The organism is Parafrankia sp. BMG5.11, assembly GCF_004337455.1.
Genome location: NZ_SJXI01000063.1, coordinates 1 through 26,216 on the forward strand (window position 1 = coordinate 1; position 26,216 = coordinate 26,216).

Sequence of the window (26,216 nt, forward strand, 5' to 3'; positions counted from 1 at the left end):
GACTTAAGCTTCACGGCATTGCTCCATGACCTCGAAACCCGTCGCTTTCCTGTTCGCCGACCTCGGGATAGTCCAGTCCCACTCCCGGCCCAGGACATCCAACGATAACCCCTACTCCGAGTCCCAGTTCAAGACTTTGAAGTACCGGCCGGGTTATCCCCGCAGGTTCGACAGCATCGAAACCGCACGCGCCTGGTGCCGCGAGTTCTTCGACTACTACAACGCCGACCATCGGCACTCCGGGATCGGTCTGCTCACCCCCGCGACCGTCCACCACGGCCAGGCCGAGACCGTCCAGGCCGCCCGCGCCCAGGTTCTCGCCGCCGCCTACGCCACCCGACCGGACCGGTTCGTCCGCCGCCCACCGACACCACCGCCGCTGCCGACACCAGCCTGGATCAACCCACCCGAACAGACCCACGACCAGCCAACCGCCGACACGGAACACCCAGCTCAGTAGTTCCTACAAGATCTTGCCTCGATCAGGTTGACGGGTTCCGCCCTCGCTCGCGGACGGCGTCCCAGCAGCAGTGCCGTTTCCTCACGAGCCTGGTCGACGTACCTCCTGGCGCGATCCACCCACACATCCTCTCGTTGCCCCCAATGCGGCGTAACTACTATGTCATGTAGCAGATCAGCACCCTCCCGGCACCTGGGCCCACAGGCAGGACCACCGAGCAAGTCGGCCCACACGCGCATTCGGGACGTCCTCCACTCCAAGCTAGGGTAGATTGCGCCCCATGAGACTCACCTCAGCAACTACGATCCATAGTAGGTATCGGCGACAAGGGGTCGAGCCACGCCAGTCCGTCCGGCGACGGGCAAGACTGCGGGGATGGACGTACGTCACCGGCCGCAGCGATGTCCAGATGCAGCCGAAGGCGGTGACCGGGGCAAGCAGGACCGCTCGCGTAGGCGCGGGATGAGATGGACGCGGTGCTTGTCGGGTGCCGTACGAGGGGGAGTTGTGGAACAACTCGGCGACCTGGAAGCCGAAATCATGGACCGGGTGTGGTCCGCACGCGGGCCGGTGGCTGTCCGTGATGTCCGGGCACTACTCGCGCCAACACGCCCGTTGGCCTACACGACCGTGATGACCGTCATGGACCGGCTGTTCCACAAAGGGTGGCTGACCCGGGAACGAGCCGGACGTTCCTACCGCTACCAGCCCGCATTGGGCCGCAGCGCCTACACCGCCCAGCTGATGAGATCCGTGCTTTCCGGGGCGGACGACCGAGGCCTGACGCTGCTCCACTTCGTGCACGCCATGGATGCTGCGGAGTACGAGACGTTGCGCGAAGCGGTGCAGTGGCACTCCTCCAGCCGTGGTCGCGACGATGAGGAACCCACCCCATCATGATCTTTGGTGTTCTCGCGGTGTACGCGGCCCTCGTCGCCTACGGTCTGCCCTACGCCCTCCGCGCTGCTTCCTGGACGTCCCGTGCGCCGCGGCTCGCCGTCGCCATGTGGCTGGCCGCGATGATCTCCGTGGTCTCCGTGGCGGTACTGGCCGCAACGCTCCTGTTCATACCGCTGCACGCGATCGGGGACACGCTGGTTCTGCTTGTCCAGTGGTGCGGTTGGACCAACCACAACCTGACGATCTCCATCCACTGGACGACTCCACGAGTTGCCGGCGTCGTCCTGAGCACCGCTGCGGCGCTCCGCCTCCTTCATGTCGCCGTCGCCGTCACCATCACCGGCCGTCGATCGCGCGTCCGTCATCGGCATGACGTCCGATTGCTCGGGCGCTTTCATCCCACACTTCGGATCTACATACTGGATCATGCTGATCGCAGTGCGTTCTGCCTACCGGGCCGGAGCGGGGGCGTCGTCGTCACCGAAGGCGCGCTGCAAGCGTTGCATCCCACCGAACTCGACGCCGTCATCGCGCATGAACGCGCCCATCTCGCAGGCAGACACCACCTCATCCTCACGACGGCAGCCGTGCTGGCCGGAGCCTTCCCAGCCGTGCCGCTCTTCGGGACAGGACAGGAGGAGCTACGCCGACTCGTCGAACTCACCGCTGACGACAGCGCGGCCCGGCGCAGCGCTCCCCACGTCGTCGCCGAAGCAGTGCTACGGCTCGCGGCTCCCCCAGCATCCGTGCTGGGCATGGCGAACACCGGCGTACGGCAACGGGTACTGCGTCTCTTGACCGCGGAGCCGCCCCTGTCCCGTCCCGCCGTCGTGGCTCGCAGCCTCATCGTCGCCGTGCTGCTCCTCCTGCCACTCGTTATGACCACGGTTCCCGCCCTCAATGAGCTCGGATATCACTGCGTCTGATCGTCTCGCTGCGACCGCCTGCAGCACCATGGCCTTCACAGCGGCGTGGGAGTCAGACCAGACCGGCTGGCCTACTAGGGGATCGGTTGCAACGACCACCGGCACCTCGCCGCCGAAAGCCGCCCGGGCCACGATGGCCAGTGGAACCGGCTCAGGTCACCCGACCGACCGAGTAGGAGTCCGCCCAGATGGTCTGGAGCTTCACCACGTCACCGGTCTTCGGCGCGACCCACATCTTCCCGCCACCGGCGTAGATCCCCATGTGGTAGATCGCGCCGGGCTGGCCGAAGAAGATGAGATCGCCTGGCTGTTCGGAGCCCTGAGCGATCCTGGTTGTCGCCGCGTACTGCTGGTCGGTGGTCCGGGGAAGTGTCTTGCCGAGCTGCTTGTAGATGTACTGCACCAGGCCGGAGCAGTCGAAGCTGTACGGCCCGGTCGCCCCGTAGACGTAGGGCTTACCGGCTTGCCGCGACGCCAGGTATACGGCTTTCTCCCCGAGCGTGTTGGCCGGGATGCTGACGTCGACCGCCGGAGTCTCGACGTTCACGGCATTGCTGGTGCCCTGCACAGATACCGGCGGCGGGGCCGGGCGTACGCGCAGCGTCGCCTCGTTCTCCGAGCGGGCGGACTGGAGGGCGTCCGTTCCATCGAAGATCACCGTGACGTTCGTGGTGATGAGGACGCGGGCCGTGTAGGAGGCGAAGCCACGCTCGTCGGTGGTCAGGTGCAGGAAGGTCGCCCAGCCGGTGGGTAGCTTGACCTGTACCTTGATGAGCTGGTCCGCCAGCGGGGCGTGGGTCTCCTCGTTGAACAGCGAGAAGCCGACATTGACAGGCTCGTCCGCGTTGACAGTCACGTCGGGGTTCGTCACGCGCAGACCCACGTCGATCTTGGACGACAGAGTCGGTGCAGAGATGTCCGTCGTGGCATCAAGGACGGTGCGCGACGCGCCCTCTCCCGCGGCACCCTGGACGGGGCCGTCGACTGCCACCCGGGACCCGATCTGGGTCGCGAGCGTCAGTGACGTGGTGTTCGTGCTGTCGTCCAACGCGCCGTCCGAGCTGGGCTCCGGCGCACATCCAGCGAGAGCCATACCGGAGACCACGACAGTGCCAGTGGTCACCGCTGCGACAGCGCGGGCCCGCGCTCTGGCCCGGCTCGACGCTGTGGGGACGGACGGAGCCCGGTGGCGACCGCGTCCCTCCTGTCGGCGTCTTTCTGCATCAAGCTGCGCACTCTGCGCAGACACCATGGTGATCCTTCCCCTACGCCTGCGAGGTGATGCGAGGTGAGCTGTCGGGTTCGGGCTGGGAGCCCGGCCGAACGCCCCGTGCGTATTCGGCTTCACCCCAAGGGCATCGAAGGAGGCGACGCCCGGAGGAACGTGGTTCCCCCGCTCCTGCCCCAGATGCAAGTCGGAGGGGTCACCGGACCAGGGGCAGGATTCGGCGTACGGTCCGATGCTGCAGCAGATGCACACACTACCAACTACAGAGCATAGTAGGTAGCAATCGGAAGATCTCAGAAGATCTTCGACGGACATCCACGCCGCTCCAGCAAGATCTAGGTTCGCCGAGCGGAGTAGACGCGCCTTTGGAGTGCCTTCGATCACCAGATCGCGGTCAGACCGCCACCCAACCAAGCCTCCCCGGGCCCGCGCAGCGAGGATCAGGACAGCAATTCGGCGCACTGCGTCCGGACACCACCCACCCTTCGCGAGGCTCGGCACCTACTACGAGACATAGTTGCCCGGGGTGAGGGGATCTCTCGGTGCTGACCTCTCCACCACCGAAAGACATTGATCATCGAGACTGGTGGCTGTCGGAAGGATTGACGGGACGTCTGTCGGGGCCGCCAAAGCCGCTGCGGCCCGCGGTGTCCGATGAACGGTCGGGTAGTCCGGGTGGATCGTCTTGCCCCGTCGCCTTGCTCGCAGGTCCGAAACGGGCCGTTAAGGCCACCATCTCCGGCAGGACGGTCTCCGGCACCGGCCTGGTGCCATGCCACGAGGGCCGCTCGCGGCCCACACCTGGTCCATGGCCTCGACTTCGAGGTCTCCCAGCCGTTCCGCTGTTCCGGTCGTCAGCTGTCTCGTCGTCAGGTCATTCGCCGCGACCGACGTTCGCGTTCGTCGTGCCGAGTGTCGCGCCTGGGACCCGAGGTGCCCTGGGACACCGGCGCGCGGCCGGTGCCCCAGGGCCCTGCTCGGCTATCCGGTACCGAGCAGGCCCTTCATGGTCTCGACCTCTGTGGTCTGCGTGGACTCGATCGTCCTGGCCAGGGCCACGGCGTCGGGGAACTGTCCGTCCCGCTGTTCGGTGCGTGCCATCGCAATCGCACCCCCGTGGTGCCGGATCATCATCTCCAGGAACATGCGGTCGAAGTTCGGACCAGACGCCGTCTGGAGAGCGGTCAGGTCGCCCTCCGACATCATTCCCATGTCGTCGGTGCCATGACCGCCGGCGCCGGGCATGGCGGTGGGTTCGCCCCACGCTGCAAGCCAGCCGGTCATCGTCTCGATCTCCGGTGCTTGCGCGGTCCCGATCTGCTGGGCCAGCGCGAGCACCGCCGGATCGGCGGCCCGGTCGGGTGCCAGCTCCGCCATCTTCACGGCCTGCTGGTGGTGCGGGATCATCATCTGGGCGAACATCACGTCCGCGTTGTTGTGGGCGCTGTCGCTGGCCTCACTGCTGCTCCCTGCTGTGGCGGACGACGGGCCCGTCGGGGTGTCGTCGCCCCCGCACGCCGCGAGCGTGGCTGTCAGGGCCAGTGCTACGGCGGCGAGTCCAAGGTGGCGTCTTCTTCGCACGAGTCGTCCTCGGTGTCGGATTGCCAACGGATCTGAGGCCGGAGTCGTCGAGCGCGCCGACAGGCGTGCGTGACGTCCGACGCAGGTCCGCTCACAGCCGCCACACGCAGTAGACAGACAGGTCGGTCACGTACCGAGGCGGCGGCGTCTGCGGTGGGTCGCCACGCGTCCCGGTGAAGGCAGAGGCACCGAAGGGGGTGGACATGGCCGCCAGGCCGTGTTGTTCGCCGCCGTGAACCGGTTCGGGGTCGTCCCGGAACACCGCCGAACAGAGCACGCCCTGGTGGCCGTGGGGTTCGGCCCCAGGCTCGTGCGAGTGGGACCAGTGCGGGTGAACGTCACGGTCGGTTCCCTGGACACAGGGCGGCGAAACGAGCGCGTGCACCTGCGCGGCCAGGCCGGCGTGCATCGCCAGCAGCCCGAGCAGGACGGCTGACACGAGCGTGAGTCGAGCCCAGAGCGCGCCGTGTCGTGCCGGTGTCTCGCAGCGCGTCACGTCACCCTCTTCCGCGTCCGCCACCCAGAGCCTACTACGCAAGATAGTTGTTGCCGCCATGACCGTTCGCCCGCGGGGGCGCGAGGTGCCACCCAAGAAGGGGCCATCAGCCCTTTTACCTAGCCATGACTCCCCGAGGCTCGCTGGCCGAGGGCCACGACAAGGCCATGCACACGGCGGCGCTCCGAAGGAAAACTACTATGCTCCGTAGTGGTAGTTCGATTCGGGAGTTCGCCGCCAAGCTTGTAGAGGGGAGCAGAGTCCGTGCCCGCACCGACCTCCGATCGCCCGAAGCGGTTCGCGCGTCTGCAACCGTCCCGCGCCAGGTACCAGGCCGGCGGGTGCGCCGCGGCCGGACGGGCTGGTGGGTCCCCCGGTGATGTGGGTCAGCGACCCGTTCGTCGACTCCGGCAGGGGCTTCTGGGCCAAGCCGGAAGGCGCCAACCCCGGGTACACAGAGGAACCCGGAGGGCGGCTGGACCAGGCCCGGCCCTGACGTCTTACTGCCCGGACCAGTACCGCACCCCGGACAACGTTGCCGCCTACGCCGGGCTGGGCCACGAGTTCGCCAACCGGTTCGAGCAGGTCGACATCCTGGTGTGCAGTGTCGGCACCGGCGGCCACCTCGCCGCGGTCCTAAGCCGAGGCCGGTTCTGTCAACGTTCGCGGCAGCTTCTGCCGTTTGAGCAGCAGGGCGTTCACCGCGACCAGGAAGCTGGACCCGGACATGGTCAGCGCGGCGATCTCGGGTCGTAGCGTGAGCCCGACGAGGGGTTCGAAGACGCCGGCGGCGATCGGCAGCGCGACCGCGTTGTAGCCGACGGCCCAGGCCAGGTTCTGGCGCATCTTGCGGACGGTGGCGCGGCCGATGAGCAGGGCGGCGGGCACGTCGAGCGGGTCGGAGCGCATGAGCACCACGTCCGCGGTCTCGATCGCCACATCGGTGCCGGCGCCGATCGCGATGCCGAGGTCGGCCTGTGCCAGCGCCGGAGCGTCGTTGACGCCGTCGCCGACCATCGCCACTCGTCGGCCGCCCGCCTGCAACCGGGCGACCTCGGTGGCCTTGTCGCCTGGCAGGACCTCGGCGATCACCGTGTCGATGCCGAGTTCCTTCGCGATCCGCTGCGCCGTGCCCAGGTTGTCGCCGGTGAGCATCACGACCTCGACGCCGGCGTCGTGCAGTGCGGCAACCGCCGCCGCGGCGGTCGGCCGCGGTGTGTCGGCGAACCCGACGATGCCGGCGATCCGCCCGTCGACCGCCACCAGCACGGCCGTGCGCCCGTCGGCCGCGAGGGCGTCCAGCCGGTGGGCGGCGTCGCCGAGCGCGACGCGCTCGGCCCGCATCAGCCGGCTGTTGCCGACCGCGACGCGGTGCCCGTCGACGGTGGCCACCGCGCCTTGCCCCGGGACGTTGCGGAACGCCTCGGCGTGGTGCCGGGGCATGCCGCGCGCGTCGGCACGGCGGGCGACCGCCGCCGCGAGCGGATGCTCGGATTCCCGTTCGACCGCAGCCGCCAACCGCAGCAGGTCCTCCTCGGGGAGGTCGATCGTCTCGACGTCGATGACCTCGGGCTCGCCCTTCGTCAGTGTGCCGGTCTTGTCCATGACAACCGCGGTGACGCCGGCAGCGGTCTCCAGCGCTGTCGCGTTCTTGAACAGGACGCCCCGGCCGGCACCCAGTCCGGTGCCCACCATGATCGCTGTCGGGGTGGCCAGACCGAGGGCGTCCGGGCAGGTGATGACGACGACGGTGATCGCGAACAGCACCGCCTCCTGCGTCGGTCGGTCGGTGGCGAGCAGCCACACCAGCAGGGTGGCGAGCCCGCCCATAAGGGCTATCAGGACGAGCCAGTACGCGGCCCGGTCAGCCAGCCGCTGGCCGGGAGCCTTGCTGTTCTGCGCCTCCTGGACCAGGGAGACGATCTGCGCCAGGGCGGTGTCGACGCCGACTTTCGTCGCTCGGACCCGCAGGGTGCCGGTGGTGTTGATGGTGGCACCGATCGCCTCGGAACCCGGCGCCTTGTGGACGGGCAGGCTCTCGCCGGTGACCATCGACTCGTCAATGTCGGACTCGCCGTCAGCGACCACTCCGTCGACCGGAATCTTGCCGCCCGGCCGGACCAGCAGCAGGTCCCCGACGACCACCTGCGCGGTCGACACCTCGACAGGTTCGCCGTCCCGTAGCACCAACGCCTTCTCAGGCGCCAGCTCCAGCAACGAGCGGATCGCGTCGTTGGCGCCGCCGCGGGCACGCATCTCGAACCAGTGGCCCAGCAACACGAAGGCGGCGAGCACGGTAGCCGCCTCGTAGAAGACCTCGCCGCCGCCGGTGAGGGTGACGACCAGGGAGTACGTACAGCCGGTACCGATCGCGACGGCGACGAGGACCATCATGTCCAGGGTCCGCGCACGTAGCGCTCTGAACGCCCCGTCGAAGAAGATCCACGAAGCCCAGAAGATCACTGGCAGGCTCAGGAACAGCTGGAACACGTCGTCGCGCAGCCCAAGCGGGGCGGGAACCTCGAAGCCGAGCACGTCCCTGCCGATCGCCGACCACAGCAGGATCGGGACCGAGAAGATCACAGCCACCAGGAATCGGTGGCGCATGTCGGCGACCATCCCGGCCATCGACAGGTCGCCGTGCCCGCCGTGGCCCATTGCCTTATGCGGAGAGGCGACCGGGGTCCGGTCGTCTCCTGGTCCGTGGCCGGCGTGCCGAGCGTGTGGTTCGTGCACGGCGTGTGCCTCGTGGGCAGCAGGCGGGTGAGGGGGATGGTGCGACGGGACGTCCGGTCGGGGTCCGACCTGGCCGGACCGCGGTTCGCTCGCGGCCTCGGCATCCGAAGCTCTCGCAGGTGAGACCGGCACGGACGCTACCGGTGTGTGTGCGGGGGGCCGCCCCGGTTCGGCGAAGGGATCACAGATGTGCGCCGGAACGGACAGCCCGTCGCAGTGGTAGCCGCAGTCGCGAATCCAGCCCGCCAGCTGCGCCGTCGAGGTCTGTTCCGGGTCGAAGCGGACCAGCGCGGTCTGCGCCACCGGGTTCGCCGCCACCTCGACCACCCCTGGGCGTCGGCCCAGCACGGCCTCGACACGCGCCTTCTCCGTCGCCCACCGCAGCCCGGAGACCTCCAGAACCACGGTCGACGTCCGACCGTCGTCCACCTGTGAAGACATGACCGGCTCCTCCCCGCAAACGACCGCCGGCGGGCCGAGCCAGGCCCGCGCTCGGACCAGAGAACATACATCTATACCCCCCATGGGTATAGATGCGTTGCGTTGCCCACGGGAAGGCAGGCGGCAGGTCCGCCCGGGTCGCGCTCCCCCGCACCCGGTCGGGCCACGGGACCGGAAGTGGGCTGAGAGTGGCGGACCACCAAGCCTTCGCTATCTACTGCACCCCGTAGTAAGTCATCAAGCCGCATCATCTTCCTTGGACGGTTGGATCGCCTGCCCACCCTCCCCCCGCGACAAAGGCCTAGATGCCTGGGGCAGGAACTACCAAGGATCGAGGGCGCCAGCCGCTGCCACCGTCGCTCTCTCGGCAGCTGGAAGGACCACTTCGGCCGGTCACTGTTGACCCGTTTGTCTACTACGTGCGGTAGTGGTTTAGCGTAGCCTTCGGCCACTCACGCCGGACCGCGTGCCGATCCTGCCCCGGTCTCGGCGCTCCCTTCGACATGCACGTCGGGCAGGAAAAGGGTTCCGTCCTTCCTCCGGGCGCCACGACTGGCGAGGCCCCGGAGAGGGAAGCCGGACACGGCAGCCGGTAGGCGCCGCCGTACGAGAAGGAGCCCGCGATGTCGGGCGTCGCTGCCAGCGCCTTCTCGCGAGACGCCCAGCTGGTGCTCGACCGGGAGTCCTTCGGTACCCTCGTCCGCCGTCGCGGAGGTTCGGTGAATCTCGCAACTGTTCTCGTGACCGGCTTGTTTGCGGGCGGGGTGTCCTGTGCCGCGGTACAGGGCGGACTGCTGACCGGTCTGATCACCCGGCAGCGTGCTGCGGCGGCGGGATCAGCGCGGCTGCCCGGTGGCGCACCCGTCCGAGGCCGCCACTCGGCCCGTGGCCAACGGGCGCGGTCTGGTCCAGGGAGGCGGTCGCCGCAAGCAGGGAAGGAACCGGACTGGCGCGCGCAGCTCGGCGACGACCTCGTGCCGGTCGGTGGGTTCCTGGCCGGCAAGTTGGTCTCCCACGTCCTGCTCGGGGCGCTGCTGGGAGCGGCCGGCAGCGCGGTGGAACTCTCGGTCGACGCGCGCACCTGGCTACAGACCGGCGCCGGCCTACTGATCATGCTGTTCGGTCTCGCCCAGCTGGGCGTACCCGGATTCCGCCGCGTCGTCGTTGAACCGCCCGCGTCGTGGACGAGGGTCGTCCGCAGGCGTGCCCGTTCCCAGGCCGCGTTGGCACCGGCGCTGCTCGGTCTGGCCACCGTGCTCATCCCGTGCGGCGTGACGCTGTCGGTGGAGGCGCTGGCACTCGCGTCCGGGTCTGCGCTGGCGGGCGCGGCCACGATGGGTGTGTTCGTCCTTGGCACCGGCCCGCTGTTCGCCGTCCTCGGCTACGCCGCCCGCAAGGCCGCGACCGCGTGGCGTGGCCGACTGGCCGTGGTCACTGGACTGGTCGTGCTGGCGATGGGGCTCTACACCCTCAACGGCGGCCTGCAGCTCGCCGGCTCGCCCCTGGCCGCCAACCGGCTCGCCGAGACCCTCGGTCTCTCCCAGCCGCCGACGGCCGATACGTCCGCCGCCTCGACCGCCGAGGGCCGCCAGACCGTGGAAATCACCGCTCGCGCCGATGCCTACAGCCCAGGCAACGTCCAGGTGCAGGCCGGTGTGCCCACCACGCTGGTCGTGCACTCGGACAACGTGCAGGGCTGCATCCGGTCGTTCGTCATCCCTGACCGCGACGTCGAGGAGGTCCTGCCGGTCGAGGGCGACACGACGATCGACCTGGGCGTCCTGGAGCCCGGCCAGCTGCGCTATGCGTGCGGCATGGGCATGTACACCGGCCTCATCACCGTCGTCTGACCGCGTCCGCTTCAATCGAACAAGGAGAACGGAGTACTACAGTGTCCGTCGCCACACACACGTTCCGCGTCGAAGGAATGCACTGCGGCAGCTGCTCGCTGCTCATCGACGACGCGCTGGAGGACCTGCCAGGCGTGCGCGCCACCCAGACCGCCCTCAAGCAGGCGCGCACCACGGTCGAACTCGACCTCAGCCAGAACAGCCCGCAGGACGTGGTCAAGGTGATCGAAGAACTCGGCTACCGGGCCTCGCCGCTGTTGTGACGGATCCGGGCAGCGGACACGCGAGCTGGCGGCACGCCGCGGAGGACGAAGCTCCGGGTGGACGACACCGCGGGCATTCCGCCACGGAGTGGCCCATCGACACGGCGCCTACCACTGGCCCATACGACTACCGCGCCGGCGCGCCCGACCACGTGAGGCGAACCGTGGACAGTCCACCAACCGCACCGCTCGTCATCCGCCAGACGGGACGCCACGCGGCACGCAACGCGACCCCGGCCAGGCGGTCGTCCCCGCGGCCGGGCGCGGCCTCGGAGCGGCTTCGTCCGGGCGACCGGCATGAGCACGAGCAGATCGAGGGCCCCTATCCGTCTTCGGCGTCGTACACCGACTCGTCCCCGGGCCCGGTCGATACTGCGGGCGCGTCACGCACGACAGGTCGGAGGCGAACCGAGCCTCGGATCATGACCGACATCGGGGCAGGCAGGATCATGGCGGCGTTCGCCTCGCTCGGCGCCGCCGCCACCCATCTCGCTGTCGCGCCGAGCCACTTCGGTGACTGGCAGCTGTCAGGGATGTTCTTCTTCGCGACGGCGGTCTTCCAGGCGGGCTGGGCGCTCGCTGTGATGCGGGGGGCCGGCGGGCGGACGATGGCAGCGGGCCTGCTGGTCAACGCCGGGTCGATCCTGTTGTGGGCAGTCAGCCGGACCTCCGGGCTACCTGTCGGCCCCCACTCCGGCATGCCCGAACAGATCGACAGAGTCGACCTCACCACGGTCGCGTTCGAGGCAGCGGTCTGCGTCCTCGCGCTGTGGTGCCTGTGGTCCCGGCACGCGCGCGGGTTCCGCTCCTCGCTCAGCGCGGCCGTCGTGATCGGTGCCGCTGGCGCCGGTGTTGCCGGCCTCGCGCTGCCCGCGGTAGAACTCGCCGGTTCGCACAGCCACGGCCACGAGACCACGGACGAGTCCGTCCCGCACTCCCACGGTCAGAACGGGGAGCATCCAGCGACCCCAACCCCAGGCGGCGGCGAAGGCGGGACGCCCCCCACACCACCGACGGTGGGAGAGACCGGCGAACCGGAGCGGCCTGCGCCCACGTCGAGCCACGCCCATCGCCCCGGCACCGCACCTCACGACGACTGAGTCTGGCTTCCCGCGCTTCCGCGCTGGCGGGTGACGTAGGACGGCACGCTCGGTCGACCGGGGCGGGGCGATGGACGTGGGACGGCGAGTCGACCGCGCGTTCCTTCTGCCAGTGGCAGCGAAGGGCGCACCCCTTCCCATGGATACCCCCCGGGGGTATGTTCGGTACGTCGAGTTGGCCGCCGCCAGTACGCGCGGCCCGTCGAGTACCGGCGCATTACCAGACTCCGAGAGAGGACCTCCCGATGACCACGACCACCTACACCGTCACGGGCATGACCTGCGCCCACTGTGTCGCCTCGGTCACCGAAGAACTCGGCGAGATCGCCGGCGTCACCGACGTGGCCGTGGACCTGGGCTCCGGCGCGGTCACCGTGACCAGCGACCGGCAGCTCGATCCGACCAAGGTGCGCACCGCGGTCGAGGAGGCCGGCTACCAGCTCGTCGGCTGAGGCCGGCGCCCTGCGGGTCGCGGCCACGGCCAGGCCCCGCGAGAAGGGAGTGCGAATGAACACGATCGCGAAACTGTCCGCCTTCGGCACAGCGCTCGCCCTGGTCATCGGTGGTGCCTACGGCGTCGGCGCGGCGGTCGGTCCGCTGGACGCGGCCACCACCAGCCCGGAGCACAGCTCCGACACCGGCAGCACCGGCCACGGGGACGGCCACGGCGGCACCGCCCCCGATGACGCCTCGGACAACGCCTCGGACCTGCCGGGCGGGTTGGCGTCGAGCCTGAGCGGCTACACCTTCACACCCACCGCGTCGACCTTGACACTGGATGACACGGACGACTTCACGTTCCGGATCACCGGGCCTGACGGGGACGCCGTCACCGCCTTCGACGTCGAGCACGACAAGCGGATGCACCTGATCGTGGTGCGCCGCGACGGCAGTGCGTTCCAGCACCTCCATCCGACGATGGCACCCGACGGGACCTGGTCCGTTCCCCTACTGGTGCGCACGGCCGGTTCCTACCGGGCATTCGCGGACTTCACCCCCACCGGCGCCACGGCCACCACCCTGGGCGTCGACCTGACCGCACCGGGCCGGTTCGAGCCGATCACCCACCCGCCGACACGCAGCGCTTCGGTGGACGGCTACGAGGTGACTCTCGCCGGCGACCTGGTCGGCGGGCAGGCGTCGCCGCTCACCCTGACGGTTCACAAGGACGGGCAGCCGGTGACGGACCTGGAGCCCTACCTCGGCGCCTACGGGCACCTGGTGGCGCTGCGTGAGGGCGATCTGGCCTACCTGCACGTACATCCCGACGGCGAGGACACGTCAGCCGGCCCGGACATCCCGTTCGTGGCCGACGTACCCACCCAAGGCAGCTACCGGCTGTTCCTCGACTTCCGACACGACGGAGTCGTCCGCACAGCGGAGTTCACGGTGCCCACCGGACCGGCCGTGCCGGACGCCGCCACGACATCGCCCACGACATCGCCCACGGCGGGGCACGCCGACGACAGCCACGGGCACTGATCGCGAGAGGAGACATCGGCCGGCATGAGCACCACAACCACGACCGCCGCCACCACCACCACGGCGCACGCCACCGACGCCCCGGTCACCGAGATCGAGCTCGCGATCGGCGGGATGACCTGCGCGTCCTGCGCCAACCGGATCGAACGCAAGCTGAACAAGCTCGACGGCGTCACCGCCACCGTCAACTACGCCACCGAGAAAGCCCGGGTGAGCGCCCCCGAGGGCGTCGACCCGGCCGTGCTGGTCGCCCAGGTGGAGGCAGCCGGCTACACCGCCGAACTGCCCCGGCCTCCGGCCGCGGGCCTGGAACCGGCCGTAGGTGTGGCCGGCACCGAACCCGATCCGACCCGGCCGCTGCGCCACCGCCTGATCACCAGCATCGTGCTCGCGGTTCCGGTCATCGTGATGGCGATGGTCCCAGCGCTGCAGTTCACGAACTGGCAGTGGTTCTCGCTCGTCCTGGCGAGCCCCGTCGTGACCTGGGCCGCCTGGCCCTTCCACCGCGCCGCCTGGACGAACCTGCGACATGGCGCCGCGACGATGGACACGCTGATCTCGATCGGCGTCGGTGCGGCGTTCGGCTGGTCGTTGTACGCGTTGCAGTTCGGCACAGCCGGGACGCCGGGGATGACGCACCCGTTCGAGCTGACGATCGCCCGCGGCGACGGCAGCGGCAACATCTACCTGGAAGTCGCGGCCGGAGTCACCACCTTCATCCTCGCCGGCCGGTACTTCGAGGTACGGGCCAAGCGGCAGGCCGGCGCTGCGCTGCGCGCGCTGCTCGAACTCGGCGCCAAGGACGTGGCGGTCCTGCGGGACGGCACGGAGGTCCGGGTCCCGATCGGGCAGCTGGCCGCCGGCGAGCGGTTCGTCGTCCGGCCCGGCGAGCGAATCGCCACCGACGGCACGGTCGAAGAAGGCTCCTCGGCCGTCGACGCCTCGATGTTGACCGGCGAGTCCGTCCCCGTGGAGGTCGCCCCGGGCGACGCGGTGACCGGCTCGACGGTGAACGCCGGCGGGCGGCTGGTCGTGCGCGCCACCCGGGTCGGCGCCGACACCCAGCTGGCCCAGATGGCGAAGCTCGTCGAGGACGCCCAGAACGGCAAGGCCGCCGCGCAGCGGCTCGCCGACCGGATCTCCGGTGTGTTCGTGCCGGTCGTCATCGCCCTGGCCGCGGCCACCCTGGCCTTCTGGCTCGGCGCGGGCGCCGGCCCGGCCGCCGCGTTCACCGCCGCGGTCGCCGTGCTGATCATCGCCTGCCCGTGTGCCCTCGGGCTGGCCACCCCGACGGCACTGCTGGTCGGAACGGGCCGGGGAGCGCAGCTCGGCATCCTCATCAAGGGCCCCGAAGTACTCGAATCCACCCGGCGCGTCGACACGATCGTGCTCGACAAGACCGGCACCGTCACCACGGGACGCATGAACCTGGTCGAGATCCACGTCGCCACCGGCGTCGACGAGACCGAGATGCTGCGGCTCGCCGGAGCGCTGGAGAACGCGTCCGAACACCCGATCGCCGCCGCGGTCGCCCGCGGCGCCCGCGAGCGGGTCGGCGACCTGCCCGACGTCGAGCAGTTCAGCAACCTCGAAGGACTCGGCGTCCAGGGGGTCGTCGACGGGCACGCCGTCCTCATCGGGCGGGCGGCCCTCCTGGAGAAGTGGAGCCAGCCGCTGCCGCCCGACCTCGCCACGGCCAGGACCACCGCCGAGGCGGCCGGCCGCACCGCCGTCGGCGTCGCCTGGGACGGGAAGGCCCGCGCCGTCCTCGTCATCGCGGACGTCGTGAAACCCACCTCGGCACAGGCCGTTGCCCAGCTCCGCCGGCTGGGGCTCACCCCCGTGCTGCTCACCGGCGACAACACGGCCGTCGCACGCACGGTCGCGACAGAAGTAGGCATCGAAACCAGCCCGGGCACCCTCATCGCGGAGGTGCTGCCAGCCGACAAGGTCGACGTGATCAGGCGCCTGCAGGCCGAGGGCAAGGTCGTCGCGATGGTCGGCGACGGCGTCAACGACGCCCCCGCCCTCGCCCAGGCCGACCTCGGCCTCGCCATGGGCACCGGCACCGACGTCGCCATCGAGGCCAGCGATCTCACCCTCGTCCGCGGCGACCTGCGGGCCGCCGTCGACGCGATCCGGCTCTCCCGCCGCACCCTGGCAACCATCAGGGGCAACCTGTTCTGGGCGTTCGCCTACAACTTCGCCGCGCTGCCCCTGGCAGCGGCAGGCCTGCTCAACCCGATGATCGCCGGCGCATCCATGGCGTTCAGCTCGGTGTTCGTCGTCGCCAACAGCCTGCGACTACGCAGGTTCACCGCACAAGTCGACATCCCACCCACCACGACAGCACCCATCCCCCGACCCCACCGAGACACCGCGAAGACATCCAGCTGAGACCGTTGGACCCGCTGGGCTACCCGGGTAGCAGCAACCTGCTCGCACCAGGGCGACGAGGATGACGCCGGACAGGAGACCAGGTTATACAGGCGGATCCGAGCACGCTGGTGGCGGTCAGGGCGGCAGGATCATCACAGCGACCAGCACGGACGCGACCGCGTTCGCGCGCTCCTCGGGCCAGCTGGTGACGGACACGGTGGACAGCAGGCCACCGCCCAGTAGTCCGTTAGCGGTGTAGGACGGGTTCGTGATCGCGGTGCTGGGCTGGTTCGACCTGGAACGTACAGTTTTCAACATCAAAGTGGTCGGCCAGGCACTTTCCAAGCCTGTCGAGGCCCTGCTCCCCGTTCACGGGGGCATCGTCGACGACCACGCCTGGCACCGCCAGGATATGCGCACTGACCGCGAGTAGCCTCCAGCAGGACGTCGACCGCCGCACGTCTCAGCCCCTAGGTCCGAACTCGTCGACCAGCCGGACCCACCATCACTACACTTCGTAGTCGAGATCCACCGGTATGTTCGAGGGGTCGAACCAAACGATCAACACCCCGACCTGGACATCTTCCATTCGATCAAGCGTCGAATCTAGTAGGTCCTACCTATTTGCCCAGGTCAGGGCATTGTTACTCATCGTGGTGGACCGACAGGGGCTCGAACCCTGACGTCGCGGCGCCTCCGGGAGCCGCCCTTCGTTGAGGCAGCTGACCATCCGGGCCGAACGGCCGCAGTCAGCCCGGCGACTGGACCGGGCTCCGAAGCAGCAGCGTCAAATCTGGGCCGGTCGCCCACAGTGCACAAACGGACGCGGCCCTCGCCCCACGGGGCGGCCCGGATTCGTTGTCAGGACGGTTCTGTCAGGCCGGGCGCTGCCTCGGCGTTTACACCAGATCCGACGGGCCACCCTCATACGGGTGCGGCGGCACCGTCAGGTGGTCGCCCGCTCGCTCGTTGGCGCCTCAGCCGGTCGGGAAGGGGCGTTCGGTCTGGCCGCTGGCGGTGGTCATGGCCCACAGCGAGGGGCATCTCCCAGCTGCTGCGCACAGATCGAGGAACAGGTCTCGGGCTGTCTGCACGGTGAGGGAGTCCAGCTCCGTCCGGCGCCGGAGGCGTAGACGGCTGCTGCCGGTGAGCCGGCCGAAGGCGTCGATGAGCCAGGCAGGGTGGATGTCGCCAGCCGCGACCTGGACGCGGAGGCCGGTGGGGTCGGGGTTGTCGACGACGACGTCGTAGCCGTGGAGCGTCGCCAGCTCATGGGCGAGTGCGGCGGCGTGCGGCTGCCAGCGCTCCATCGCCACTGCCACGTTCGGCGAGGGGACGGTCAGGCTGACCTCGAACGCGGGGTCGTAGAAGTCGAAGAACGCCAGAATCGACGGCGTCTTCGACGAGGTCCCCGGCCGCTTCGGCCAGTAGCCGGGCCAGTAGGCGACCCCGACCGCGGCCCGTGCCCATTCGGCTGGTCGACTGACCGAGGTGCTGGCCCCGGCGAACTGCATGCCCTTCCAAGCCGGGGTCGAGTAGTCGACCCTTTCCGCCTGCAACGCGGCGGTGAAGCTGTCGAAGAACAGCCGCAGCTGAGGATAGAGCTGTCCGATCGCGGTCCGCTGTGCCGCCGCCACCTGCTCAAAGGCGGCCAGATCCAGGCGGTGGAACACCTCGCGTACCTCCCGACTTTCCATGAACCTCAGGGCGTCGTCGGCCAGGCACCGTTCATGGGGAGCCAGCCCGTCGGCGGTGTCGAGGCAGGTGGCGATCCGGTGCCAGGGCAGCCAGCGGAACCGCCCCGCACCGACGTCCGGTACCAGCTGACGGACGGACCGTTCGGCCAACTCCAGGTCTGCCTTGGGCCGGATCGCTCCGACGGTCACGGCCACGACCACCGGGTCCGGCCAACCGCGAGCCGCGGTGACCGTGCGCAGTGCGGCGTACTGGGCGGCGAGCTGGTGCAGCGGTTCACCGCCGGCCGGCCCGTCTGCGGGGTAGACCGAGAACGGGGAGGTGTACTTCGCCTCGAACACGACCACCGTCGTCCCGGCGGTCACCACCACGTCCGGCTCGACCCGCATCCCCGGCAGCTGGGGAACCTGGTAACTCGGCCACAACTCAACCCGCGCGCGGTCCAACGTCTCCGGATCGACCGGCACGCCGACGGCGGCGAGCACCGCCCCGAGCACCCGCCGATAGGGCAGGTGGCGAATCGCGCCGAACACCGCGTCGGTCAGCGCGTCCTCAGAGCGGTCTGACACTGTCCCGGCGGCGGGATCCAGCTTGCCGGCCAGGATCGCGAGCATCGACCCAGTATGACCGCCCCGATCTTGGCCCCGCCGACAAGGACCGGTAGTCAAGGCGTCGACGCGCGTCGAGATCTCTGGCCGACTCGAGGGCGCACCCAGCGCGGCGTCAACATCACCAAGGGGACTCGAATCACTACCCCAGCACCGGTCACTCTGTCCGGTGAGCTCGTTCTCGCGGGTCGCGGGGGAATCGTGCGATGAACCAGCGTTGCGGGATGGCCGCCGAGACCTGGACGACCCGCTGCACCTCGAAGTCGACGACGCGCTGCGCGCCGGGCACCGTCGCGGCCCGGTCGGGATTCCAGTCGACCCGGGCGCGACCGGTGAGCTGCAGGGTGTGGCCGTGCTCCCAGTCGAGGAAGAGCAGACCGCAGCGCGGGTCGAGCTCGATGTTGCCCAGCGTCATGTACATCGAGTTGCCGCGGTACTCAGGCCAGGTCAGCCGACCATGGCCGGTGACCGCGACAAAGCCCGGCTTCCCGCCCCGGTGCGACGTGTCCGCCCCGAGGCCGGCGGCCTGGGTCGCGACGAAGAAGGTGTCGGCTTCGGCGATCCAGCGCCGCTGGCTGGCGGTGAGCCCGGTGGTCACCACGATGGGCCCGCGCGCCGCCTCGGCGTCGTCCCGCGCGAGGTGGCGTGGCTGGATGTACTTCGGACAGTTCGAGTAGACCTGGTCGGTGTTGACCACCATCCGGCCGCCGTCACAGCGGGCCTTCCCGTTGGCCCGCATCCGTCGGCGGCTGGCTGGGTCGAGGGCGAGCAGGCCGACGTCCCGCCGCGCGGCGAAGGCGCCTTCGAGGGGATCCCCGGCACCGGGCAGGGCATCGACGACGATGGTCTCCTCGTCCGCCGCGGCGACGAAGCCGGCCGTGCCGGTCAGCAGGCTGGCCCAGACCGCGCCGGCCTCGTCGGCGGCTCCGAGCAGGAGGATCCGTTGCTGCCCGAGGAACTCCGCGGCCACTGGTGGGATGGTGGCGCCGACGACGGCCGATCCGCGCGGGCCAGGGGGCAGGCTCGCGCGCGCCTGTACCGAACGTTCGCCCGCGTGGAGCATGACTGGTTCCTTCCGTCAGGTCGGGTTGGCTCGTCGCCTGGCCCGCGCAGGCGGTCCAGCTCGTGTCGGCTCCCGGCGTCGCGGGGGTTCGGGATGGCCGCCGTGGTGGCCCGGGCGGGACGCCCAGAGCCACCACAGGCCGCGTCGGGATCCCGGCTGCTAGAAGAAGCCGCAGGTCGGGGCGCCCTGGGTTGGCACGGGTGCGGCTTCGGCGCCGGTTGGGGCGAAGATCTCCAGCCGGATGCCGTCCGGATCGGTGAAGAACACACCCCCGGACGACGCGCCCTCGCCGTGCGCGACGACGCCGTCGTAGAGCGGCTCGACGCCGATCTCGCGCAGCACCACCTCCGTTTGGCGGACCGCCTCGAGGTCGGCGACCTGGAACGACAGATGGTGCAGCCCGGGCAGCCCTGTGGGGAACGCCCCCTCGCTCTGCTGCCACAGGGTGAGCAGGAGCGTGCCATCCCGGCCGAGGAACGCGAACTTCCGGTCGCCGTTGGTCTGCCCGCCCAGCTCCTCGAGGCCGAGGACCCGCTGGTAGAAGGCGGTCGAGCGGGTCAGATCGGTCACGTTCAGACCGACGTGGCCGGTCTGCGGCCCAGGATTGCCCATGTGTACCTCCGATTTGTGGATCTGGTTCCGACTCGCGAATCAGCCGTTCTAACGGCCCGACTGCACCCATCCCGTTAGAAAGATGCCCGAGCCTTCTAACGGTGTCAACCCGGAGGTAGCGTTAGATTGATGGAGCAGGCCCCTCCTGAGTACGACGGCGCCCCGATGCTCGGTGAACCGCCGGCCATCGAGCTGGGCAACACCATCTACGCCATGCGGGGCCGTCCCCGCGACGCCCTGCGGACGGCGCTGGAACTGGTCGACTGGATGCGCGCGATGCGTCCGCGGCTCACGGTCGCGCTCACCGAGGACGACCTGCGTGCTGTCGGCGAGGATGACCTGCGGATGGCACGCGAGCTACGAGACACGGTCCGAGCGCTGGCCGGTGCGGCGGCGAACGGCCGCGAGGCGGATCCCGACGCGGTTGCCGCCCTGAACAAGCTCGCCCGGCGAACACCGTGGTGGCGCGAGCTGCGCGTCGACCCCGAACCCCGGGTGGTGGTGAGCTGCGCGGACCGACCCGTCACGCTCGCGCTCACCGCGCTGGCCGACGACGCAGTGCGCCTGTTCGGCGGACCCTCCGGCGCCGAGGTGCGGGCCTGCCACGGGCCTGGCTGTGTCCTCTATTTCGTCCACGGCGCGCCGCGGCGAGAGTACTGCTCGGCTGGCTGCGGCAACCGGGCCCGAGCCGCCCGCCACTACGCCAAGATCCGCCAGGCCCCTGATGGAGCCACCGGGTCGCCGTAGCGGGCTCCAGTGTCGTGACGGTCCGGCTACGCGGACTGGTCAGCCGACCGCCAGGTATGGCTTGGGCCCGGTCACGCGCGAACGCCACCGCGATCGCCGTCCCGAGCATCAGCGTGGACGTTCCGGACCACCGTTTCAGCTCCAGCCCGCGGCCCGTACCGCCGCGGGCTGGTACTGCGCGGGTATCGATTGTTGCCCATCCGCAGGTGGCGTTTTAGGCGCGAGCGGTGGCGGCGGTACTGCCGCTGGTAGCAGCGGCGCCAGGGCTGGCCCTGATGGCGGCAGCGGTGCCGGTGTCGACGGCGCCATCTCGCCCGCTGTCCACACGGCACCGGTGACTGCGCGCCTCGCCCTCGCTGCCTCCGCGAGCCCCGGCCGCCCCGTCGGCACCAGACGTGAGCTCAGCCAGTCCTCGACTGCGTCCATGACCACCGTCATTGCCATGAGCGCGAGAGGAAACAGCAGAACGATAAAGATCACCTTGCGGATACCTCACAGTACGGACGAAATCCTCGGATCGTGAAGGGATAGCCCAGATGTGCTAGCCCGTTCGGGTAGCCCTATTGCCGCAGCGGCAGGTTACGAGCTCTGACCGATCGATGGGACAACCTGGCATAGGCGTAGGTGGCAAGCCCGCCGGCGGCTCCAGGGGCGGTGCGCCGGCGCACCCGCGACCCTCCCTGTCAGACTCGTGTGAGACACCCTCGCGGGTGCGGGTTGGCTACGGAGGGGTGATCGGAGATCCTTGTGTTCGTGGAGTCAGAGTCGCAGGAGAGCCCGGGCGAGTCCCCGCCGTCGCGTGATCCGGCGCCGCGTCCGTCGCGGCGGGTGTTCAGCGCTGCGTACAAGCTGAGGATCGTCACCGAGTACGAGAACGCGGCGAACGGTGAGAAAGGCGCGATCCTACGCCGGGAGGGCCTGTACTCCTCCCATGTGTTGGAGTGGACCCGGGCCCGTGACGCCGGCGCGCTCGCGGGAATGACCGGCGCTGGCCGCGTGCCGGAGAAGAAGCCCGGGAAGTCGGCCGAGCAGGTCGAGCTGGAAAGGCTCCGCCGGGAGAACGAACGGTTGAAAGCCCGTCTCGCGACCACCGAAACCGCGCTGGACATCATGGGAAAAGCGCGCGCGCTTCTGGAACAGGTCTCCGGGAGCGCGGATACCGACCAGCCGCCGACCAGATCCTGAACGACGCTTTCGACGACCTCCGCGCGGCGAACATCCCGGTGACTCAGGCGTGCGCGCTGACCGGGCGTTCCCGCGCGACGCACTACCGCCACAGCGCACCCGGCGGCCGGCTGCACGGGCCGTGGCTGGCACGGACCCCGCCGCCGGGCACGCTGACCGACACCGAACGCGCCCAGGTCCTGGCGGTCCTGACGAGCCCGGCGTACCAGGACCTGGCGATCCCGCAGGTCTGGGCCCGGGAGCTCGACGAGGGCCGGTACTGGTGCTCGATGTCGACGATGTACCGCATCGCCCGCACGGCCGGTCAGTCCCGGGAACGCCGCGCCCAGGCGACCCACCCACCCCGGGTCCGACCCGAGCTGTCCGCGACCGGACCGAACCACGCCTGGACGTGGGATATCACCGCACTGAAAGGACCAGCGAAAGGAATCTGGTACAAACTTTACGTCATCCTCGACATTTACTCGCGGTATGTCACCGGATGGCTTGTTGCCGCCGCGGAAGACGCGGTCGTCGCGAAGGACTTCCTCGCCGACGCGGTCACCCGCAACGGAACCTCACCGCACACGATCCACGCTGACCGCGGCGGTGCGATGATATCGAAACCGGTATCGGCGCTTCTCGTCGACCTCGACGTCCACCGGTCACATTCCCGGCCCCGTGTCTCCAACGATAACCCGTACTCGGAGGCGCAGTTCAAGACCCTCAAGTACAGCTTCGATTTCCCCGCCCAGTTCGGGTCGTTGCACGACGCCCGCCGGTTCTGCGAGGGATTCTTCACCGCCTACAATCACGAGCATCGCCACTCGGGGATCGGGTTTCACACCCCCGCCTCGGTCCACTACGGCACCGCCGTCCAGGTCCAGGCCCACCGCCAGGCCACCCTCGACCGTGCCCACGCCGCCTACCCCGCACGGTTCAGCCGCAGGCCACGGCCACCCCGCCTACCCGACACCGCGTGGATCAACCAGCCAGACCCACAGCCAGTCGACTAACAACCCACTGTCTCGCTTGACTTGACAACTACCGCTTCGGACCAGCGACGGCTGGGGTGACGAACATCCCACTGGCGGCCCCAGGCACGAACGATCCGGAAACCCTCGCGCTGCCCGCGTTTCCGGAACAACGGCTTCCGGTGGGTGCCCTGGAGGAAGTTTGCCATGGCAGTGTCGAAGTCACGGAGCGCCTGCTGCTGGACGATCAAACGCCGGTGCGTCCTCGGCGGTCTGCACGATGGCGGACTCCGCCGATGCAACAGCGCCGTCCTGCTTGCCGAGGCGCAGGGCGGCGTCACGCGTTACGCGCCTCGGGGGCTGCCGGATTGCGCGGCCCTCCGGCGAACGCCCGACCTATGTCCAACTACAGCAGTTGACACCAGTGCATACTGTTGGACCGCATCACATTCGGTATGCCGGGTACAGGCGGGTTCGTCCGGCCTTCGGTCAAGATAGGTGGTGGGCGCTGTGGTGCGACAGGGGGGAGAAGGTTCGGGTCTGTTCGACCTGATGGAGATCGGGCTGGGCATCATTGGGGTCGCCGATTATCGGGTGCGCAGGGTGAACCAGGCCACCTGCCGGATCCTCGGACGGAACGAGGATGAACTCGTTGGTGTCCGGTGGGAGACGCTGGTCCATCCAGATGACTGGGAGGCTCACCTGGCAGAAGCGCGACAGAACCAGACCGCTGGCCAGAACCACTGGCAGGGTGTCGTCCGCTTCGTGCAGCCGAGCGGGTCTGTCGTGCACGTTCTGGCGACGTCGATGATCCTGACCGACGACGTGGCCCCCGCGGAAGCCGAACGGCCCTATTTCCTCGTCCAGTTCCAGGATCTCAGCCAGCAGTTGGCGTCGCACCGCCACCTTCGGCTCGTCATGGAAAACACCCCAGTCACCCTGGCCCTGGTCGACAGGGACGGCTGCGTCCTGTTCAACGAGGGTGCGATAGGCGAAGACGCGGTCCGACGCCTGGAGATCGCGCGGCGGCGCAGCATCTTCGAGGTCTTCCGAGATCTACCTGATGCCCTGGATCTGACCCGCCGAGCGCTGGCAGGCCAGCGCGCCTGCGGCGTCTTCTCCGCCTACGGACACTGGTACGAATCACAAACGGTTCCGATCTGCGATGCGCAGGGTGTCGTGCAGTCGGTCGCCATCGTGTCCCACGACGTGACCGAGCGGGAGATCGCACTGGCCGAGCTGCGCGTCCGATCCGCTGAACAGGCACTGGTAGCGGAGATCGGGCGGTGCGCGCTGGGCAGCCCCGATCCGGCATCTCTCTGGCATCAGGCGACGACAGCGATCTCAGGCCACCTGTGTGCCGATCAGGTGACTATCAGGGCGGCCGATCCGCACTCCGGTCTACCACACGTCGTTGCCACGGCTGGTTCGGCGGCACCGTATTACCCGTCTCCCCCACCGTCAGCCGCGCCGGACGGGACGGCGCTCGCGGGCAGCCGTACCGACCCGCCCCGTGGGATCGCGGCGGACAGCACGTCCTCATCCCTGACCATCCCGATCGGCCAGCCCGACAACCCCGGCGCTCTGCTCACCATCGACCGCCGCAACCCCGATTCCTTCGCGCGGCATGAGGTGATGTTTCTCGAAATGGTGGCGACCGTGCTGGCAGCGGCCGACGAGCGCTTCCGCATCGAACGTGACGCCCAATATCAGGCCCGGCACGACGGGCTCACCGGGCTACCGAACCGAACCGCGTTCCTGGACCGCCTGCAGCGGACCCTGACCCGTGCCGGACACGACCGCCGTCGCACCGGGCTCCTGTTTATCGACCTCGACAACTTCAAGAGGGTCAACGATTCGTATGGTCACCAGACCGGCGACGACCTGCTCCGCGAGGTGGCCGCCCGGCTCCAGCGGGCCGTCCGTCCCGAGGACAGCGTCGCCCGCCTCTCCGGTGACGAGTTCGCTGTGCTCTGCGACCGCGACCCCGCGTTACCCGACGTCCAGGCCATCGCCCGGCGCATCGTCACCACCCTCGCCGCCCCACGGATCGTTCTCGCCGGCCAGCCGATCACGGTTGCCGCCAGCATCGGGATCGCACACTCCGACGGCCAGCCCATCGACGCCGACGAATTCCTGTGTACTGCCGACATGGCGATGTACGCAGCGAAGCGGCAGGGTCCAGGTCGCTTCCTTGTCTTTGACGAGTCGATGCGGACTCACATTCGCCGCCACTTCAACACAAGAACAACAGCCAGCGAACGCTGACCGCCGCCAGGCGGCAAATCGCAACATGCGGCAATCGAAAAGCGCAACAGGCCGTCGGCCGCGGAGCTCAAGCTGCCGCGTCGCCCGAGAACGGCTCACGGCGCGCCACAGCGTCGACCCTGCCTGCGGTTACCGACACGAGGCCGATCGTGGCACACCCACCACCACGCCACACGCCATCACCACGTCGCCCACCTACCAGTACGGTCTGCGGACGAAGCACCGTAGTCTGGGAGGCCTCGACTCTTGGTTGCCTCCCGGCGGCATCCTAGGCCACCCGGCCCACAGCGAGCGCGGAGAGATAACCTGAACATCACTGATGATGTTGGGAGGGCGGGGCGTGAGCGACACTCCGACGGGTCACCGTCGCTGGAAGACCCTGGTAGACAAGGTGGACACGGTCGAACTACGGACCGATGCCCCGCACTCTGCGCGCATGTACGACTACTATCTTGGCGGGAAGGATAATTTCCCGGCCGACAGGGAAGGCGCCGAACAAGCTATCGCCGTCTTCCCAACTTTGCGTGATGCCGCTCGAGAGAACCGGGCCTTCCTGGTCCGCGCGATCCGGTATCTGGCCGGTGAGGTGGGTATCCGGCAGTTCCTGGACATCGGGACAGGCATCCCGACCAGCCCGAACCTGCACGAGGTCGCCCAGGGCATTGCCCCGGACGCCCGAGTGGTCTACGCCGACAACGACCCGATCGTCCTTGCCCACGCCCGGGCGCTGCTGACCAGCACCCCCGAAGGTCGCACTGTCTACCTCGACGCCGATGTACGCAACGTTGATCAAATTCTGGCCGCCCCGGCGCTGCGCGACACTCTCGATTTGACCCGCCCTGTCGCGCTGTCTCTTCTCGCAGTCTTGCCCTTTGTCGAGGGCGACGCACCCTACACCATCGTCCGCAACTTCCTCGATGCTCTTCCCGCTGGCAGCTACCTCGTCCTCAGCCACGGCACCGCCGACCTCGATCCCAACGCTCAACGCATCGAGACCAGCTACCGTGAGCGGGGCCTGGAGTGCCAGTTCCGTAGCCGCGCGGAGGTGGAGCGACTGTTCGACGGACTGACGCTCGTCGATCCAGGAGTGCAGGTCATCCACCGGTGGCGCCCTGACGGCACCGCAGATCACCTCTCCGATGCCGAGATCTGCGGCTACTGCGGGGTAGGACGCAAGTAGCCCACAGGGGCTCTGTTGCTCCCGGTAGCGGGACCCCGTGGCGACGGCCGGGCAGATCAGGCG

21 protein-coding genes, 1 pseudogene and 1 riboswitch are annotated in these 26,216 nt (G+C 69.1%); of the genes and pseudogenes, 15 read left to right on the top strand and 7 right to left on the bottom strand.

Features of this window, described 5'->3' with window-relative positions:
• Positions 1-7 precede the first annotated feature (7 nt).
• The 3 genes and pseudogenes from E0504_RS36165 to E0504_RS36175 form a co-directional block, all read left to right on the top strand.
• A pseudogene (locus tag E0504_RS36165) lies at positions 8-460 on the top strand (transposase); the annotation flags it as partial.
• A 507-nt stretch (positions 461-967) separates the two neighbouring features.
• Positions 968-1,360, top strand: a complete 393-nt coding sequence (locus E0504_RS36170) for a BlaI/MecI/CopY family transcriptional regulator (RefSeq protein ID WP_112107130.1) — start codon at positions 968-970, stop codon at positions 1,358-1,360.
• Complete coding sequence (locus tag E0504_RS36175; RefSeq protein WP_112107128.1) at positions 1,357-2,286, top strand: M56 family metallopeptidase; 930 nt, start codon at positions 1,357-1,359, stop codon at positions 2,284-2,286. Before E0504_RS36170 ends, E0504_RS36175 begins: the two co-directional genes overlap by 4 nt.
• 151 nt (positions 2,287-2,437) lie before the next feature.
• On the opposite strand, the gene E0504_RS36180 is transcribed toward E0504_RS36175, so the two are convergent.
• From E0504_RS36180 to E0504_RS36200, 4 genes are all read right to left on the bottom strand, one after another.
• Entirely contained in the window at positions 2,438-3,334 is an 897-nt protein-coding gene (locus E0504_RS36180; protein ID WP_243657778.1) for a C40 family peptidase, read from the bottom strand.
• A 234-nt stretch (positions 3,335-3,568) separates the two neighbouring features.
• Positions 3,569-3,696, bottom strand: a riboswitch (cyclic di-AMP (ydaO/yuaA leader).
• Positions 3,697-4,495: 799 nt separating this feature from the next.
• Positions 4,496-5,095, bottom strand: a complete 600-nt coding sequence (locus E0504_RS36185) for a DUF305 domain-containing protein (protein WP_112107123.1) — start codon at positions 5,093-5,095, stop codon at positions 4,496-4,498.
• Positions 5,096-5,186: 91 nt separating this feature from the next.
• Complete coding sequence (locus tag E0504_RS36190) at positions 5,187-5,615, bottom strand: hypothetical protein (RefSeq protein ID WP_207974646.1); 429 nt, start codon at positions 5,613-5,615, stop codon at positions 5,187-5,189.
• A 612-nt stretch (positions 5,616-6,227) separates the two neighbouring features.
• Positions 6,228-8,768 carry a cation-translocating P-type ATPase gene (locus tag E0504_RS36200; protein ID WP_112107119.1) on the bottom strand — a complete coding sequence of 847 codons (2,541 nt, stop codon included), beginning with the start codon at positions 8,766-8,768 and terminating at the stop codon, positions 6,228-6,230.
• 740 nt (positions 8,769-9,508) lie between these two features.
• Here E0504_RS36200 and E0504_RS36205 point away from each other — a divergent pair.
• The 7 genes from E0504_RS36205 to E0504_RS50735 all read left to right on the top strand — a co-directional run bounded on the left by E0504_RS36205 (position 9,509) and on the right by E0504_RS50735 (position 16,275).
• Positions 9,509-10,618, top strand: a complete 1,110-nt coding sequence (locus E0504_RS36205; RefSeq protein WP_112107149.1) for a sulfite exporter TauE/SafE family protein — start codon at positions 9,509-9,511, stop codon at positions 10,616-10,618.
• A 41-nt stretch (positions 10,619-10,659) separates the two neighbouring features.
• The gene (locus E0504_RS36210) at positions 10,660-10,881 is read left to right on the top strand and encodes a heavy-metal-associated domain-containing protein (protein ID WP_071059600.1); all 222 of its coding nucleotides are present in this window, start codon (positions 10,660-10,662) and stop codon (positions 10,879-10,881) included.
• Between the two features lie 422 nt (positions 10,882-11,303).
• Positions 11,304-11,981, top strand: a complete 678-nt coding sequence (locus tag E0504_RS36215) for a hypothetical protein (protein ID WP_112107117.1) — start codon at positions 11,304-11,306, stop codon at positions 11,979-11,981.
• Between the two features lie 245 nt (positions 11,982-12,226).
• Positions 12,227-12,433, top strand: coding sequence for a heavy-metal-associated domain-containing protein (locus tag E0504_RS36220; protein WP_071059598.1), 207 nt, complete (start codon positions 12,227-12,229; stop codon positions 12,431-12,433).
• A 55-nt stretch (positions 12,434-12,488) separates the two neighbouring features.
• Positions 12,489-13,463, top strand: a complete 975-nt coding sequence (locus E0504_RS36225) for a hypothetical protein (RefSeq protein WP_112107115.1) — start codon at positions 12,489-12,491, stop codon at positions 13,461-13,463.
• A gap of 24 nt (positions 13,464-13,487) precedes the next feature.
• Positions 13,488-15,860, top strand: coding sequence for a cation-translocating P-type ATPase (locus tag E0504_RS36230; RefSeq protein ID WP_131626731.1), 2,373 nt, complete (start codon positions 13,488-13,490; stop codon positions 15,858-15,860).
• 250 nt (positions 15,861-16,110) lie between these two features.
• On the top strand, positions 16,111-16,275 hold the full coding sequence (locus E0504_RS50735; RefSeq protein WP_160144296.1) for a hypothetical protein: 165 nt from the start codon (positions 16,111-16,113) through the stop codon (positions 16,273-16,275).
• Positions 16,276-16,819: 544 nt separating this feature from the next.
• Here E0504_RS50735 and E0504_RS36240 read toward each other — a convergent pair.
• The 3 genes from E0504_RS36240 to E0504_RS36250 all read right to left on the bottom strand — a co-directional run bounded on the left by E0504_RS36240 (position 16,820) and on the right by E0504_RS36250 (position 19,820).
• Positions 16,820-18,151, bottom strand: coding sequence for a hypothetical protein (locus tag E0504_RS36240; RefSeq protein ID WP_131626732.1), 1,332 nt, complete (start codon positions 18,149-18,151; stop codon positions 16,820-16,822).
• 151 nt (positions 18,152-18,302) lie between these two features.
• A complete protein-coding gene (locus tag E0504_RS36245; protein ID WP_112107110.1) occupies positions 18,303-19,208 on the bottom strand; it encodes a pyridoxamine 5'-phosphate oxidase family protein in 906 nt (301 codons plus the stop codon).
• A 159-nt stretch (positions 19,209-19,367) separates the two neighbouring features.
• A complete protein-coding gene (locus tag E0504_RS36250; RefSeq protein WP_112107109.1) occupies positions 19,368-19,820 on the bottom strand; it encodes a VOC family protein in 453 nt (150 codons plus the stop codon).
• 129 nt (positions 19,821-19,949) lie between these two features.
• On the opposite strand from E0504_RS36250, the gene E0504_RS36255 reads away from it, so the two are divergent.
• From E0504_RS36255 to E0504_RS36280, 5 genes are all read left to right on the top strand, one after another.
• Positions 19,950-20,567 (top strand): ABATE domain-containing protein, encoded by a 618-nt coding sequence (locus E0504_RS36255; RefSeq protein ID WP_131626733.1) that lies wholly within the window; start codon positions 19,950-19,952, stop codon positions 20,565-20,567.
• 747 nt (positions 20,568-21,314) lie between these two features.
• Complete coding sequence (locus E0504_RS36260; RefSeq protein ID WP_112109270.1) at positions 21,315-21,752, top strand: transposase; 438 nt, start codon at positions 21,315-21,317, stop codon at positions 21,750-21,752.
• Positions 21,753-21,790: 38 nt separating this feature from the next.
• Positions 21,791-22,747: a DDE-type integrase/transposase/recombinase gene (locus tag E0504_RS36265; protein ID WP_131626734.1), complete on the top strand. Its 957-nt coding sequence runs from the start codon at positions 21,791-21,793 to the stop codon at positions 22,745-22,747.
• A gap of 468 nt (positions 22,748-23,215) precedes the next feature.
• On the top strand, positions 23,216-24,973 hold the full coding sequence (locus tag E0504_RS36275; RefSeq protein WP_131626735.1) for a bifunctional diguanylate cyclase/phosphodiesterase: 1,758 nt from the start codon (positions 23,216-23,218) through the stop codon (positions 24,971-24,973).
• A gap of 322 nt (positions 24,974-25,295) precedes the next feature.
• Complete coding sequence (locus E0504_RS36280; protein ID WP_165938722.1) at positions 25,296-26,153, top strand: SAM-dependent methyltransferase; 858 nt, start codon at positions 25,296-25,298, stop codon at positions 26,151-26,153.
• The last annotated feature ends 63 nt before the right edge of the window (positions 26,154-26,216 follow it).

Bases quoted from the DNA above. Each gene is read 5' to 3' on its own strand.
- E0504_RS36175 (WP_112107128.1), top strand. From the start codon at position 1,357: ATGATCTTTGGTGTTCTCGCGGTGTACGCGGCCCTCGTCGCCTACGGT.
- E0504_RS36200 (WP_112107119.1), bottom strand. From the start codon at position 8,768: ATGTCTTCACAGGTGGACGACGGTCGGACGTCGACCGTGGTTCTGGAG.
- E0504_RS36215 (WP_112107117.1), top strand. From the start codon at position 11,304: ATGACCGACATCGGGGCAGGCAGGATCATGGCGGCGTTCGCCTCGCTC.
- E0504_RS36220 (WP_071059598.1), top strand. From the start codon at position 12,227: ATGACCACGACCACCTACACCGTCACGGGCATGACCTGCGCCCACTGT.
- E0504_RS36225 (WP_112107115.1), top strand. From the start codon at position 12,489: ATGAACACGATCGCGAAACTGTCCGCCTTCGGCACAGCGCTCGCCCTG.
- E0504_RS36230 (WP_131626731.1), top strand. From the start codon at position 13,488: ATGAGCACCACAACCACGACCGCCGCCACCACCACCACGGCGCACGCC.
- E0504_RS36240 (WP_131626732.1), bottom strand. From the start codon at position 18,151: ATGCTCGCGATCCTGGCCGGCAAGCTGGATCCCGCCGCCGGGACAGTG.
- E0504_RS36245 (WP_112107110.1), bottom strand. From the start codon at position 19,208: ATGCTCCACGCGGGCGAACGTTCGGTACAGGCGCGCGCGAGCCTGCCC.
- E0504_RS36250 (WP_112107109.1), bottom strand. From the start codon at position 19,820: ATGGGCAATCCTGGGCCGCAGACCGGCCACGTCGGTCTGAACGTGACC.
- E0504_RS36255 (WP_131626733.1), top strand. From the start codon at position 19,950: ATGGAGCAGGCCCCTCCTGAGTACGACGGCGCCCCGATGCTCGGTGAA.
- E0504_RS36280 (WP_165938722.1), top strand. From the start codon at position 25,296: ATGTTGGGAGGGCGGGGCGTGAGCGACACTCCGACGGGTCACCGTCGC.